We start from the raw sequence: 16,122 nt of genomic DNA on the forward strand, positions 1-16,122 counted from the left end.
TTTAAAACTAAAAAGAAAGGACTTAAATATGAAAAAAGAAATAGTTAAAGATTTAAACAAATTTTTAGATGTTCATAGTGAATATTTATACAAAAGCTATGCATTGTCAATCCGTGCTCATGAGCTAGGTTTTAATGGTTTTTATAAATTTTTTCAAATTGAAGCAGCTGATGCAATAGTACACACAAGAAGAATTATGAATTATATGCAAACTAGCAATGTAAGTTATACATTGCAAAATGTTAAAATGAATTATAATTATGAAGCTAAAACAATCCAAGAATTGGTAGAGGCTTTAATTAAAATTAAAACTAATTTTTTAAATCTAACAAATATTTTGTCTTCAAATGCACATGCATTGCAAGACCATTTAACAGTACGATTTTACGAATGATTTTTGAAAGATTTTTACGAAGAAATTGATTATGAAAATGATATATTAGATTGAATAAAAATGTCAAACGGAAATTTATTTGGTGTTGATAAAAAAGTTGGTGAAGCTGCTGAGCCTAATACACCCGTAGTAATTGATCCATTTGGAGATAACTAAATATAATATAAAAAAATAACCATTAATGGTTATTTTTTTATATTATATTTAGTTAAACATTTCACTAACATAGTCCAAACATTCGTTTAACCCTGTTTTTTTTAAAGATGAAGTCATAATCATTGGATTTTTATTTGTTTCAATGTTTAGATGTTTTATTATCATATCTTTATTTTTTTTAATTTCATTTTTTTTTAATTTATCTACTTTTGTTAAAATGTAAATAACTGAAAAATGTTTTTGATCCAAAAATGTTTTCATTAACAAATCATCTTCGTTAGGGATTCTTCTAGAATCTAATAAAAAAAACACAATTTTTAAATTTTGACGCAAAGATAGATATTCATCCATTAATTTACCAAAATCTTTTTTTTGTTTTTCGCTTATTTTAGCATATCCATATCCTGGTGCATCAACAATACGAAATTGATTTCTATTAATACTAAAAAAATTTAGCATGCGTGTCTTACCCGGAAGTGAAGCTACACGAGCCAAATTTTTTCGATTAGTAAACATATTAATGAAACTAGATTTACCAACGTTGGAACGCCCTATAAAGCAAATTTCTGGAACATTGTCATTAATTCACCCTTTTTTGTCCACTGCGCTAGTTACATAATTAGATTCAAATATTTTAAGCATTATTACCAAATACCACTTTGTAAACTTCGTGATAATCAGATACTGGAACAATTTTTAATTTGCTTTTAACTTCTTTTGGAATATCATCTAAGTCTTTTGTATTCTTAGAAGGAATTAAAATTTGTGATAATCCAGAACGATTTGCTGAAATTGATTTTTCTCTTAAACCACCAATTGGCAATACATGACCATTCAAAGTGATTTCTCCTGTCATGCCTAAATCTTTTGATACAGGTTTGCCAGTTAAGGAACTAATGATTGCAGTAGTTAAAGTTATACCTGCTGATGGTCCATCTTTGGGCACAGCACCTTCAGGGACATGAATATGGATGTCTAAATTTTCAAAAATTTCTTCATCAATTTTAAATAATTTAGCATTTGATTTTACATAATCCAAGGCAATGGATGCTGATTCTTTCATTACATCGCCTAATTTACCAGTTAAAATTAAATTACCTTTTCCTTTGAAATGATTTACTTCAATAGGTAATATATCTCCACCAAATTGAGTGTAAGCCAATCCGGTAACAACACCTACATCAGCTTTTTTTTGTTTATCTGTATGTTCATAAACTCTTTTACCTAAGAATTTATGAACAATTTTTGTGTCTACTACTAAAGTTTCAATTTCTTTTTTTAATAGTTTAACTATAAACTTACGAGCAATTGAATTTAAACAACGTTCTAAATGACGAACTCCGGCTTCTCTCGTATAATGCTTAATTAATTCATCAATACTAGATTTATCAAATTTTAATTGACCGTCAGCCAATCCATTTTGCACTAATACTTTTGGTACTAAATATTTGTTAGCAATTTTATGTTTTTCCAATTCTGTGTATGAAGATAAATTGATTATTTCCATACGATCATATAAAGCCTCTGGAATGTTCTCATAATAATTTGCAGTAGCTAAAAACATTACTTGACTTAAATCATAATTTTCTTCAATATAATGATCTGAAAAGTCTTTATTTTGCTCTGGATCAAGTACTTCTAATAAAGCTGAAGCTGGATCACCGCGGTAATCTGATGACATCTTATCTATTTCGTCTAATAAAAATAACGGATTTTTAGATTTAGCTTTTTTCATCATCTGAATGATTCGTCCAGGCATTGCTCCAATGTAGGTTTTACGATGACCACGAATTTCTGATTCATCCTTAACTCCACCTAAAGAAACCTTTACAAAATTTCGACCTGTTGCTTCTGCGATTGATTTTGCAAGAGAAGTTTTTCCAACACCTGGTGGACCTAATAAACAAATTATTGAACCTTTTTGGGATTTAGTCATTGATTGTGCTGCCAAATATTCAATAATTCTTTCCTTAACTTTTGTTAAAGCTCAATGGTGTTTGTCCAAAGTTTTTTTAGCGAAAGCAAGATTATATTTAACCTCAGTTAATTCAAATCATGGCAATGCCATCATTCAATCTATATAAGTTCTAATGATGTTAGCTTCACTTGATGACTGTGGCAATTGTTCATATCTTTTTATTTCAGACAAAACACGTTCTTTTATGTATTTAGGATATGGATTTTTTTCTAACTTTGTTTTGTATTTTTTTAAATCATTATTTTCGTCAGAAATATCACTCAACTCATCTTTTATCGCTTTTAATTTTTCACGCAAATAAAATTCTTTTTGCTGGTCGTCCACGCGTTGTTGAATTTTTTTAGCAATACGATTGTCAATGTCTTGATTTTGTTGTGTTGCTAATAAATAATCAAATACTAAATCTAAACGTTTATCAACATTCAATTCTTCTAAAATTTTTTGTCTTTTATCAATTGATAAAAATGTTTGAAATTGAGCAATTGTATCTACAATGTTTGAACCATTAACAGAATCACCTATTTGATCTAATAATTCATCAGGTAAAGAAGTTTGTTTATCAGAAATATATTCTTTTAAATTTTTAGCAACCTTATCAGATATTACTTCATCGGATTTAACTTTTGACTCTAACACTTTAATATCAGAGTAATAATAATCTTCATCTTTTAAATCTAAAATTTTAACTCTTTCTAAAGCTTTAAAATTGACAGTAAAAGAACCATCTTCTCATTCTCTTCTAATTACAAATTGAACTAATACACCCACTTTAAAAATATCATTTAGTGATACATCATCATCTAATGGATTAATTTGACTAACCAACACCATTTTTGAATCAAATTTACTGCGAGCAGTTTTAATGGCATTAACAGATTTATCTCTACCAACTTCTAAAACTTGTTCAAAACCAGGATAGATAAAACTACCTCTTGTAACTAATATTGGAATATCTTTAGTTTTTATTTGATTATCATCACGACCCATATGTTTATTTTCTACTCCTTAAAAAATAATAATTTTAATAATAAAACCTAATATTATTATATCATTTTTACTAATTTAAAATATATAAATTATTTTTAAAATAAAATTATTTTTGGTTTGGTTGTTCTAAAGGTTTTGTTGGTTTAATTGCTTTTTCAATTTTTTCCTGAGCACCATTATTTTCATATAGAAATTCAAAAACTTTATCATTAGTTACTTGAGTTTTTATTTGTTCTTCAGAAACGATACCATTTTTTAAAGTTTTAACGTCAATATTGAATTGTTTGGCTAATTGATTAAATTGATCAGCAACTTCATTTTCTGACGCTTTGATTTGCTCTTTTTGCTTAATGAACTCAACAATTGAACCATTAGCAATTCGACTTCTAGCATCAATAATTAATTCATTTTTAATATCTTCATCAGTTAATCCAGATTGCTCTTTGTAAAATTTCTTGTCAATTTGTTTAGCTTTTAACTTTTGTTCAAATTCAACTTCTAACTTATTCGCTTCTTTATTAACAATTGAACTAGGGATTATAATATTTGAATCCTGAATAATTTTTTGAAACAACTCGCCTATAAAACGGTCTGTTTCAGATTTTTTCAATTGTGTGTGAATGGAATTTTTAATAAATTTTTTAAATTCTGAAATATTGTTAACATCTGGCAAGTTAACATCTTTAACTAATTCTTCATCAATTTTGGGTAAAGTTTTACTTTTAATTTCTTTAATATTTAAGTTAAATTCTGCAGGTTGTGACTTTAAGTTTTCTACATGATAATCATCTGGAAATTTAACTGCTATTTTAGATTCACCTATTTTTAATCCGATCATTTTGTCTTCAAATCCAGGGATAAATTTATTAGAACCAATTTCCAAAGTAAAATCTACAGCATTCCCGCCAGGAAATGGTTCTCCATTAACATAACCGATAAAATCAAATTTAACCAAATCACCTTTTGAAATGGCAGTTGTTTTATCTGCATAAATAGCAAATTTTTCACGATAACTATCAATTGATTGGTTAATTTGTTTTTCTGTTACATTTACAGGTTCTTTTTTAATGTCTTTAAAACCTGTGTATTTTTTGATATTAATTTCTGGTTTAATATCAAAATTAAAATTTAATATATATTCATTCATTGAAAGTTTTTCAATTTCTATTTCAGGAGTTGTATAAGGTTCGATTTGAGACTTTTGAGTTATTGCATAATCATATGCTTTTTTTAAAACAAAATTATGGGCTTCATTTAAAAGTTTTTCCTCAGTCAAATGTTTTTTAACTAAATTTTCTGGAACTTTGCCTTTTCTAAAACCTGGTATTGATAACTTACTTTTAAAACTATTTTTAGCTTTTTCAATAAATTCTTTTCACTCTGTTCCGGTGATTATTACTTTTCATTGTCCTTGTCCTGATTCAGGTATTTTTTTAGCTTTAAATTCCATTTATTATCTCCTTAAATATAATTTCATAATTAAAATTATAGCAAATATTTTATAATTTATAACATTAATTTTCTCTTCAGTATTTCATGTTTATTAATAAATTAATATGATATTTTAATTCTTCATTTTTTAAACAATGTAATTTTACAAAATCAGCTAATTTTAATTCATCACCATTTCAAATTTTAGTTAAATATATAACTATTAAGGCAATGTTCTTTTCTTCTTTTGATTTTTCTATAAATTGTTCCTCAAATATATTATTGAAAATATAATCCTTAAGAATTATTTCAGAATAAGGGATAAGACTTGGTTCATCAATTTCCAGAAAACCAGTTATAGCAGTATTGATTTGATCATATAATTGATTTCAATGTTTTCAATCAATTTCTACAGGGTTAATCTTTCTTTTTTTCTTGTATCAACTTATTTCAAAAGTTTCATCAATTTTTTGATCATTTAAAGCTTTTAAAAGTTCAATTTTATTAATTTCCGAATCTTCTAATAAAAAATATTTTTTGCATAATTCTAAATGTTTTCGAATATTACTTTCTACCAATTGATTGATGATCATTATTTCACTTTGTGGGTCATTTGAATTCAACAAAATATTCTCTCATTGCTCAGGGGCAATGATAATGTGCTCTGAAGCATATTTTTTACCCATACTAATTAAAATTTCTTTTTTTAAATTTACAAATTTTATCTCATAATCCTCAGGGATATACGGCATACTTAATTCTTCATCTAAAATTTTATTGGCTATTTCAATGTTTTGATCTTTTATTTGTTTTTTAATTTTTTCAAGAGTTTCTTCATAATGATTAATGTTACTCATAATTTTCTCACTTTTCTAATAATATAAAAACACCTTTTCTCTTTTAAAAATAAAGAAAAAAGGTGTTAAAAATTAAATGGCGCCCACGAAGGGATTCGAACCCCTGACAACACGCTTAGAAGGCGCGTGCTCTATCCTGCTGAGCTACGAGGGCATTTAAAAATATAATACCATATTTTTTTATTATTTAAATGTTTTTAAAAATTTTTGCAAATTATCTGTAGTTGATTTATTTTTCACAATAGCATTTAATGCTTCAAAATTGGCTTGTCTCATTTTTTCAATATCACCAAATTCTTTATACAAGGAGTTAGCTTTTTGTTGTGAAATACCTCTAATTGTTTCTAATGTTGTTTTTTGTACATCCTTATTTTTATTATTTCTATAATGTGTAATTACATATTGATGAACAGTTTCTTGAAATTTAGATAATAAATAAAACATTTTACTATTTTTGTTTAGTATTACTTCACTTTTATCGCTTAATACTAATAAATTAGTTTTGTGTCGTTCATCTTTAGCTAAACCAATGTAAGGTATTTTTAAACTTAATTTGTTTAATGTATTTCCTAAAGCAGTCACTTGCGGTTTTCCGCCATCAACAATTATTAAGTCTGGTAAGGGTTTATTTTCTTTCAACATCTTTGAATAATGACGTCTAGTTGTCTCCTCCATTCTACTGTAATCATTGGTAAAACTTTCATCTAGATTATATTTACGGAAATTATTACGATTAGCAACACCATTTTTAAAAACACAACAACCACCTGTAATATGCTCTTGATAAATGTTGGCGATATCAAAAATTTCAATTTGATAAGGAATTTCTGTCAATTGTAAAGTTTGTCTTAATTCTTCTAAACTCTCTAAAGGACTAATACTATTTTTCAGTTTTTGTTTAATTAGATAATTTTCAATTAATTCATCTAAATTTTTAGTAGCCATTTCCATAACGGCATACTCATTTTTAGTTTTTGGTTTATAGATGTTTTCAAAAAATAATTCTAATTTTTCTAAATCATGATTAACATTTAAAAATATTTTATCTGGTTTGATGTTTTTCGAATAAATTTCTTGTAAATAGATATTAATCAAATCTTCTTCTTTATCATTTAAATTAATTTTTAAATGATCACTATTTTTATTTATTAATTTGCCCTCTCTAAAAAATAAAATTACTACAAAGAAATAATTATCTAAAACTTGATAGCTAATAAAATCAGCATTAATATTTTTAGTTAATTCTGTCGTTTGTGCCTCTGTTGTTCATTCGATAACTTGAATTATTTTTTTAATTTTATTTGCTTCTTCAAATTGTAAATTATCTGCCAATTTTGACATTCGTGTTTTTAGTTTTTGTGCCACTTCTTTAGTATTACTTTTGAAAAAGCGATTAATTTTATAAATCATTTTATTATAATAATCTGTTTCTATTTTTTTAAAACAAGCTCCAGAACAAAGGTTGATATGAAAATAAAAACATGGTTCAGGTTGATTTATTTTTTGGCAACGATGCAAAGGATACAAGTATTCTAATATTTCTAATATTTGCTTTGCTTTGCTTCCGTCAGGAAATGGTCCGTAACTTTTTTTATATTTTAAATTTTTTAAAGTTCTTAAATATTTATATGTAGGATTCACTTCGTTAGTAATGGCTATATAAGGATACCTTTTGTCATCAGTTAATAAAATATTATATTTTGGCTTATTTTTCTTAATTAAATTATGTTCTAAAATCAAAGCTTCTTTTTCAGTTTTCGTAATTATAAATTCCAAGTGATCAATCTCTGATACTAATTTTGTAGTTTTAAAATCTTTAGGACCGCTAAAATAACTTAAAACTCTTTTCTTTAATGCTTTGGCTTTTCCAATATATATTAATTGATTTTTGGAATTAAAATATAAGTAACAACCTGGTTCATTAGTTAAATTTTTAACTTGTTCAATTAAATCATCATTTTTATTTATCATTTTAAATCTTTCATTTCAGTTTATTATCAATAAATAATACCATTTACCATAATTTCAATAAAATAAAATAAGAAAAACCAACAAAAAATTTTGTTGGTTTTTGTTCTAAAATAGATGGTAGCGATTATTAATTATATTGTTCATAATTCGAAATATATACTTCACGTGGTTTTGTGCCATTAGCTGGTCCAATCACTCCTGTATCTTCTAAATAATCTATAATTCGTGCAGCACGGTTGTATCCAATTTGAAATTTTCTTTGTATAAATGATGTTGATGCCTTTTGAGTTTCAATAACATAACATTTGATTCTTTCAAACATAGGATCATTAAATTCATCTGTTCCATATGAACCTCCGTTTTCTTCGGAAGGAAGGTCGTTTAAATCTAAAAATTCATCTCAGTAGTCTGTTTCTTGTTGATTTTTTGTATAATTTATTAACTCTTGAATTTCACGATCGTTAATGAATGCTCCTTGAGCACGAATGAAATTATTATCATCCGAAGGAGAATATAACATATCACCTTTACCTACCAATCGTTCTGCACCTGAAGCGTCCAGAATAGTTTTAGAGTCTACAAATGAAGCAACAGAAAATGAAATTCTTGAAGGGATATTAGTTTTAATAACTCCGGTCACCACATCAGTTGAAGGACGTTGTGTTGCAACAATCAAGTGGATCCCAGCAGCTCTCGCTAACTGTGTAATACGCCTAATAGAATCTTCTACTTCTTTTCCACTAGTCATCATTAAATCTGCTAATTCATCAATAATAATAACGATATATGGCATCGCCTCTGATTTTTTAACTTTGCTGTTATATGATTTAATATCTCTAGAATTCGATTTTTTTAATATGTTATAGCGTTCCTCCATTACTAATACCATTTTTTTTAATGCATTATTAGCATGATTAGTATCAGTTACTACTGGAGCTAATAAATGAGGGATTCCATCATAAGAACTTAATTCTACTTTTTTAGGATCTATCATCAAAATCTTCACTTCTGAAGGTTTTGAACCCATTAAAAGAGAAGCGATAATTGAATTAATACATACAGATTTTCCAGAACCAGTAGAACCTGCGATTAATAAATGGGGCATTGTTTTTAGATCTGCTAACAAAGGGGTTCCATCAACTTCTTTTCCAATTGCTAAGGATAATTTAGATTTACCTTTATCATTTATAATTTGTGAGAAAAACACTTTATCGGGAACGGCATTTGCTACCTCTACACCAATGGCAGATTTTCCAGGGATTGGCGCTTCGATACGAATAAATTTTGTTTTTAAAACTACTTTAATGTTTTCTTCGATACTTTTTATTTTTCTAACGTTTACACCTGGAGCTAAAACAATTTCAAATTTAGTAATTGAAGGTCCTATAACAATATTTTTAACTTTTATATTAATATTAAATTCAGAAAATAGTGTATTTAAATCTTCCCCTTTTTTTAAAGCTTCTTTTTTATTAATTTCAATGCTCTTTGTGTTTAATTTGGGTTCATCTAAAATCGTGATTGATGGTAAACGATAATTAATATTTTTATTATTGTTTGCAAATTGATTTTTAAAATCTGGATTTGAATTATTATTTGAACGATGCATTTCTTGGTGAATAAATACATTTGGAGCAGTTTTTTTAAAATTTTCATCAACTGAATTATGATATAAAACATCTTCTTCACTATAATCATCATCTAAATAATCAAAATTATTATTTGGTTGATACATTTCTTTTGGTGATTGATTTTGAATATTTTTGAAATTATCATCAGAATTAGTTGATTCTTTTTTAGAGTTTAAAGTTCATGGATCTGTTTTACCAGCAATACCGAATGGAGTAACTGAGCTTTGTTCATAAAAATGTTCACGTGCTTTTTCTAAAGTCACATTTTTCCCATAAGCATTTTTGTATACTGGCAATCCTTTTAGTCTTTCTTTGTAATCATCAGGCAAAATAATTTTATTTTCTTCTGGCATTTGACTTTTTCTATCTCATTTTTTTGTTGATCTAGAAGGTTTAATGAAAGGTGTTTTAGCTTTTTTAGGATTGAATTGTTTGCTCTTATTATATTGTTGAAATTCTGTAGTGTAACTATCATCAGAATTAAAATTAATTATCTGGGTTTTACCTAAATCTTGTTTAGGGTTATTCCCGACACCATGCAACACATTTTCTAAAGGACTCGCAATATTAGCAATATCAATACCTGAATATTGCAAAGTTATATCTCCTTGAGTTGTTTCATGTAAAACTTGATTAGAATTAAAATCATTCAAGTAGTTAATTTGTCTTTCTTTTGAAAAGTTAGAATAATTAAATAATCTAAATAATTTTAAAGATTTTTTTGAAGGTTCTTTTTCAGTAGAGTTTAAAAAGAAATTGATAAATATAATCAAACTAAACATTATCGAAACTAACGCCGAACCATATATAGTTAAATATGAAGTAATTGAAGAGATAATTGCTCCTATGAACCCTCCTCCTGAATATGGTTTCATCCATGAACCATTAAAACCTCATAAATTCAGTTGTTCATTAGTGCCAAAAATTGAATTATTTTTTCAATTTAAAAAATATGAATGGTTTATGGTTATAAAATTATCTATTGATCACGCAGGGATTTTTTTATTATTGACACTATCGGCGATAATACTGATTGAACTGGTAGTTCATAATAAAACAACTGCAAATATAAGTGAAAATCATATGAAACTTTTGTTCAATAATATTTTTCTACCAAAAATATAAAATGTTAGAAAAATAATTGCAATACTATAAAAAATATATTTAAACCAACCAAATAAAAAATCAAATAAAACATCATCAAAAAATTGACCAACAATAGTCAAACGTCCTATTGAAATAATTAGAAATAATGTAATTAAAAATGAATTTATTATTCAGCCAATACTATCTTTATATCTTATAATCTTTGTAATATGAAAAATTGACCCTGTTTTTTTTTCATTTCGACCCATCAGTATTTACCCATTTATGTACTATTCAATTTTATTATTATTTATAAATTCAGTGATTATTATTTTGTAAAATTTATTTTTTCTCTTTATGAACAATATGAGAATTGCATTTACTGCAATATTTTTTAACTTCTACTTTATTTGTATTTTGTTTTTTATTTCTTTTAGAGATATAATTTTCATTTTTACAATCTATACAACGTAAAATAATACCTTCGCGCATTTTTGGCTCCTATTTTAAAAAATAAAACAATATATATAATATAACATAAAATAATTAAATTTCTTTAATTATTGAAAGAATAATTGGATTTTTACCGATTTGTTTTTTAGAAAAATAAGACAATTTGTTTTGCATATCAAAACGAACATTTTTTAGATCAAATTCTTTTTCTTGTTCAAATTTAAAGCGATGCTCATCAATGACACTAGTAATGATTTGTTCAATTTTTTTAAAAATTTCTTTAGTTTCGCTGATAAACATAACACCACGCATTTGGATATCAATAGTTGAAATAATTTTTTTGGTTTTTATTCCGATCGCCACACCTACAATTAAAACCCCGTCGTTTGCCAATTGTTTTCTATCATTTAACACAATCGGACCAATGTCACCAATTCCAATTCCATCAACAAATGTGTCACCACATGGGATTTTTAAAATATTATTTTTCTTAAACTCTTTATCCTTAAAGTTAAATAATTGACCATTATCCGCAATCAAAACATTTTCTTTCGAAACACCTGCTTCAATTGCTGCATTTTTAGCCCCTATGAAATCTTTGTAAAGACCACGTACAGGAATAAAATACTTTGGTTTAATTAAACTAACCATTTGCTTGATGTCTTCATAACTTGCATTCATTGTTTTAACTTTTGAAGAACTCAGTGTCACTACTTTAGCATTAGTTCTTGTTAGTTCATCTAATACTTTAGCGTGACTTAATTCATTTCCTGAAACAGGTGGGGTTGCTAAAATAATTGTGTCATCTTCTCTAATTTTCATTAAATCATCAGAGTCTTGCGCGATACGAATTAAACGATTATAAAGTTTTTGACCTGTTCCTGTAACAATAATTGCATTACGTTCTTTATTTTTTAGATTCACAAGTAATTTTAACTTAATATTGCCTATTGAATATTCTTTACCATTCTTTAAACTTAAAGCCTCTATTAAATTTTGACCATACACTCCAATTTCATCAAAATCTGAATTTTCTAATAAATTAGCCAATTCATATATTTTATGAATATCCTGATCAAAACAAAAGAAAATCACTCTTCCTTTTGACTCTTTTATATATTTTGAAATATAATTTGTTATTTTGTGATCAGGTGCTGTAAAACCAGAATTTAAAGCAGATGATGATTCTGACAAAAGTAATAATACATTTTTGTCCATCCCTATTTTTGATAAATGTTGAATATCAGTAGCAAAAATTTCGTTATTTGAATTATCAAAAATATAATCACCAGTGTAAACTATTTTTCCATCTGCAGTATGGATTACAAAACCAAAAGAATTAGGAACTCCTGTAGTAGTAGAAAAAATCTCTATTTTTACTTTGTCAAAATTTATTATTTGATGATTTTTTATTAAAACAAAATTACTGAAACGATTAAATAATTTAAATTGAGTCAAATTAAATTTTAAAACCTTCGATAACATTTGACTACCGTAAACTGGAACATTGATTTCTTTTAATAAATAAGCTATTGCATTGCAATTTTCTGCGCTCACTTTTGAAACAAATACACCTTTAATGTTTTTTTTATTTTTTTTCAAATATTCAAAATTTGGGATGACAGTGTCAATCCCTAAAGTATCACGATCTGGATTTTTAACTCCTAAATCAAATAAAAAAATATCTCCGTCTACATTTATACCATAAAGATTTTTCCCTCTTTCGTCTAAACCACCAAGAGCAAAAAAGTTAATATTTGCCATTCAAAACCTCACAATTAAATATTTATATTTTATTTAAAATTATCTCTTACAACTTAAATACAGATATAATAAAAAAGTTAACAACATTTTAAACTAAATAATTAAGAATAGCAAAAAAATAGTTAAATAATGTTTATAGTTAAATATTTAATTATTTTTTTAAATTATGTGTCAGTGTTTTTTTTAAACGACAAGTAATTGTCATTCTATTGTCGGGATTAACTAACACCTTTAAATATTTTTCTGCTATTTTAATCTGTAGTTTATCAACTTCTAATTTATATTCAAAAGTATCTATAATAATACTTTTCCCTTTTAATTTTCCTTCAAGTGAAATAATCTGATTCTTATCCATTATTATTGGACTATTAATTGTGGAAAAAACAGCATTTGACAGAGGTGCTATTTCCGCTATTTCTCAAAGTTCTAATTCACTTAAAATTATTGAACCTTGAATACTTTTAATATAACCAGTTGAGCCGGTTTTGGTAGCCATCACTATTCCACTACCAGTAAAATTTTCTATCAATTCATCATTAACAAAAATTTTTGTAGATAAGGTTTTAACATGATCAATTACTTTAATTTCGTTAATGGCATATCTTGTTTTATCTGGTAATTCAACTTCCAATAAAGACAATTTATCAATAAATTCATTTTGAATGTTTTTTAATAAATTTAAAGATTCTAAAAAATTCGTCTCATTAAAAGTACTATAAAAATTTAAAGAACCCGCTTTAATGGGTACTAAATAAAAATCATCATTAAACAATAAATGCTGAAATTTATTAATAGTTTTTAAAAATGTTCCATCTCCACCGATGATAAAAACTACCTGAGGGTTGTCGTTTGATAATTCAAAAATCTTATTTTCATCTAATGCTTTTTGCAATTTGTTTTTTAATTCAGAAGATTCTTTGTAATCATTACTAACAATATTATATTTCATTATCAAAACACCTTTTAAATAAATAATTTTAAATTTACAAATATTTTAAATTATTATATGCTAATAAAGAAACATTATTCAAGGAATATAGATAAATGATTAAACATAAAACTATTGTATCAGGTATAACTTCTACTGGAGATATTACAATTGGTAATTATATTGGAGCAATTCGTCATTTTGTAGAGTTGCAAGATAAAAATAATTTATTTATTTTTGTAGCAAATCTTCATGGAATCACAAATCCTGCTGAATTAGAACGTGAAGAACTTAAAAATAATATAAAAAACATGTTTGCACTTTATTTTGCTTGTGGTTTGGATCCTGAAAAAATAACTTTGTTTGTGCAAAGTGATGTTTTGGAGCATGCGAATTTAGCGCATATACTTTTATGTCACTCTACAATTGGCGAGTTGCAAAGAATGACACAATTTAAGGATAAATCAAAAATTAAGGGTAAAAACGGAAGTGATTATATCCCTTCTGGACTTCTAACTTATCCCACTCTAATGGCTGCCGATATTTTACTTTATGACGGAGAATTAGTGCCTGTCGGCAAGGACCAGAAACAACATATTGAATTAACTAGAAATTTAGCAATCCGTTTAAACAACAAAACTAAAACTGATTTATTCACCATTCCGGAACCATACATCGCAACTACTGGAAGTAAAATTAAAGACTTGCAAAATCCTGATAAAAAAATGTCAAAATCGAGTGAAAATCCAAAAAGTTTTATTCGAATGCTAGATGAACCAGCGGTCGTTATTAAAAAAATAAATTCAGCAGTTACTGATTCCGAAAATAAAATTTATTATGATGAAGTTAAAAAACCTGGTGTTAGTAATTTATTAACAATCTATAGTTGTCTTCGAAAAATAACAATTGAAGAGGCTGTTGTTTTTTTTGAAGGGAAAAATTATGGTGAATTTAAACAAGAAATAAGTAAAGAAATTAACATCTTGCTTTCAGACATTCAAAAAAAATACAATAATTTAATTAATTCGAAAAAATTAGATGAATTAATTATTTATGGAGCAAATAAGGCTAGAAAGGTTGCGCATAAAAAAATTGAATTAGTTTTTGATAAACTTGGATTAAATTATAAATAATATTATTTTATTAAAGTTTTATCTTCATCAGGACCTAATAATTTTTCAATTTCAAAAATAATTTTTTGTTTATTTTTGTCATATTTTTTAATTGTAAATAAATAATTTTTATAAACTAATTCTGAATTATCATTAATTTCATTTTCATTAGTAATATGAATTTGATCGGCAAATCAACTATACAATGTTTTATTTTTAAATTCTTCAGGAACTTCTATTTTTAATTTTTCTGGAAAAATTTGAGATAATAATGAATTTCCTTCAGCATGAAAAGATTGATTACCGACATCTACAACTTGACCAATATGATCTTTTTCATCATAAACTTGCCCTACTATTTCCTCGATTAAATCTTCAAATGTGATAATCCCTAGAGCTTTATTGTTTTTTGATTTTTTAGTGATAACAGATGCAATGTGCACTCTTTCAGATTGCATAACTTTTAACACTTTATCTAAGCTATCGTTAAAATCAACATAAACACATTCACTCATAATTTTAGAAGGATCAAATTCATCATCACCGATAATTAAGTTTAAAATATTTTTAACATTTACAAAACCTACAATGTTTCCATTTGATGAATCGGAAACTGGGACTCTTGAAAAATGGCTTTTATTGTAAACTTTTTTAAAATCAGCGAATGTGGAGTTAATGTCAATCGTTGAAACTTTTTTGATTGGAATCATTATATCTCCAACTTTTTTATCATCAAATTTAATTGCAGATTCAATTAAATTTTTTTCTGCACTTTCAATTACACCTTCTGACTCAATGGTTTTCAATAACTCTAAAAGTTCTTTTTCTGTCGCGCTTGGATCCTTACGGGTAATTTTGATTAAAGTAATTAATCATGTAAATGGATATAAAAAATAAATGAAAAAAATAATTGGTCTAGATAAAAACATACAAATTTTTTCTGGATTAGATTTAGCAATGGTTTTTGGTAAAACCTCACCAATAATTAAAATGCATATACCTAACCCAAAAGTAGACACTAACATCGAAATTGTAGGTTCTTGTATAAAAAAACCTATGAAAACTGCACCAATAGTTGCCAAACCTGTATTGGCCATCGTATTACCCAATAAAATTGTCATTAGTGTTCGATTATAATCTTTTACAAAACGATAAACTCGTTTCGCTTGTTTAGTTTTTTTTACTGAATAATCATTATTACTATTTTTAGCAATACTTTTAATTCTTATTAAATTAATTGAAGTTAAAGCTGTTTCTGCAAAACTAAAAAACGAAGTTAAGCAAAGCAAAACGAACATTATTGACAATAAAATTATATACATCGAACTATCCGACATTTTAAGACCTTATATAACTTTCAAAAAGAACATATAC

General features: G+C 26.2%; 12 protein-coding genes and 1 tRNA gene. 2 read left to right on the forward strand and 11 right to left on the reverse strand.

Translation table 4 applies throughout. The annotated features are described in order from the left end of the window. Positions 1-28: 28 nt before the first annotated feature. Positions 29-550, forward strand: a complete 522-nt coding sequence (locus AAHM77_RS01860) for a ferritin-like domain-containing protein (RefSeq protein WP_342252441.1) — start codon at positions 29-31, stop codon at positions 548-550. Between the two features lie 48 nt (positions 551-598). Here the strand turns inward: AAHM77_RS01860 and yihA are convergent, their stop codons facing one another. The 10 genes from yihA to AAHM77_RS01910 form a co-directional block, all read right to left on the reverse strand. Then, complete coding sequence (gene yihA, locus AAHM77_RS01865; RefSeq protein ID WP_342252442.1) at positions 599-1,192, reverse strand: ribosome biogenesis GTP-binding protein YihA/YsxC; 594 nt, start codon at positions 1,190-1,192, stop codon at positions 599-601. Beyond that, the gene (gene lon, locus AAHM77_RS01870) at positions 1,185-3,515 is read right to left on the reverse strand and encodes an endopeptidase La (protein ID WP_342252443.1); all 2,331 of its coding nucleotides are present in this window, start codon (positions 3,513-3,515) and stop codon (positions 1,185-1,187) included. The genes yihA and lon overlap by 8 nt, the downstream gene beginning before the upstream one ends. Positions 3,516-3,621: 106 nt before the next feature. Continuing rightward, positions 3,622-4,965 carry a trigger factor gene (gene tig, locus AAHM77_RS01875; protein ID WP_342252444.1) on the reverse strand — a complete coding sequence of 448 codons (1,344 nt, stop codon included), beginning with the start codon at positions 4,963-4,965 and terminating at the stop codon, positions 3,622-3,624. A 64-nt stretch (positions 4,966-5,029) separates the two neighbouring features. Next, a complete protein-coding gene (locus AAHM77_RS01880) occupies positions 5,030-5,803 on the reverse strand; it encodes a DUF3196 family protein (RefSeq protein ID WP_342252445.1) in 774 nt (257 codons plus the stop codon). Between the two features lie 77 nt (positions 5,804-5,880). Beyond that, positions 5,881-5,957 (reverse strand) — tRNA-Arg (locus AAHM77_RS01885). Between the two features lie 29 nt (positions 5,958-5,986). Then, a complete protein-coding gene (gene uvrC, locus AAHM77_RS01890) occupies positions 5,987-7,774 on the reverse strand; it encodes an excinuclease ABC subunit UvrC (protein ID WP_342252446.1) in 1,788 nt (595 codons plus the stop codon). Positions 7,775-7,901: 127 nt separating this feature from the next. Continuing rightward, a complete protein-coding gene (locus AAHM77_RS01895) occupies positions 7,902-10,760 on the reverse strand; it encodes a DNA translocase FtsK (RefSeq protein ID WP_342252447.1) in 2,859 nt (952 codons plus the stop codon). Between the two features lie 73 nt (positions 10,761-10,833). Continuing rightward, entirely contained in the window at positions 10,834-10,983 is a 150-nt protein-coding gene (rpmG, locus tag AAHM77_RS01900; protein ID WP_342252448.1) for a 50S ribosomal protein L33, read from the reverse strand. Positions 10,984-11,037: 54 nt separating this feature from the next. Further along, positions 11,038-12,708 carry a ribonuclease J gene (locus tag AAHM77_RS01905; protein WP_342252449.1) on the reverse strand — a complete coding sequence of 557 codons (1,671 nt, stop codon included), beginning with the start codon at positions 12,706-12,708 and terminating at the stop codon, positions 11,038-11,040. Positions 12,709-12,859: 151 nt separating this feature from the next. Beyond that, positions 12,860-13,657, reverse strand: a complete 798-nt coding sequence (locus tag AAHM77_RS01910; RefSeq protein ID WP_342252450.1) for a diacylglycerol kinase catalytic domain-containing protein — start codon at positions 13,655-13,657, stop codon at positions 12,860-12,862. A 95-nt stretch (positions 13,658-13,752) separates the two neighbouring features. On the opposite strand from AAHM77_RS01910, the gene trpS reads away from it, so the two are divergent. Beyond that, positions 13,753-14,769 (forward strand): tryptophan--tRNA ligase, encoded by a 1,017-nt coding sequence (trpS, locus tag AAHM77_RS01915; RefSeq protein WP_342252451.1) that lies wholly within the window; start codon positions 13,753-13,755, stop codon positions 14,767-14,769. Between the two features lie 2 nt (positions 14,770-14,771). On the opposite strand, the gene AAHM77_RS01920 is transcribed toward trpS, so the two are convergent. Continuing rightward, positions 14,772-16,085, reverse strand: a complete 1,314-nt coding sequence (locus tag AAHM77_RS01920; protein ID WP_342252452.1) for a hemolysin family protein — start codon at positions 16,083-16,085, stop codon at positions 14,772-14,774. Between the last annotated feature and the right edge of the window lie 37 nt (positions 16,086-16,122).

It is taken from the genome of Spiroplasma endosymbiont of Amphibalanus improvisus, assembly GCF_964030645.1.
Lineage (GTDB): Bacteria > Bacillota_I > Bacilli_A > Mycoplasmatales > Mycoplasmataceae > CAXIPX01.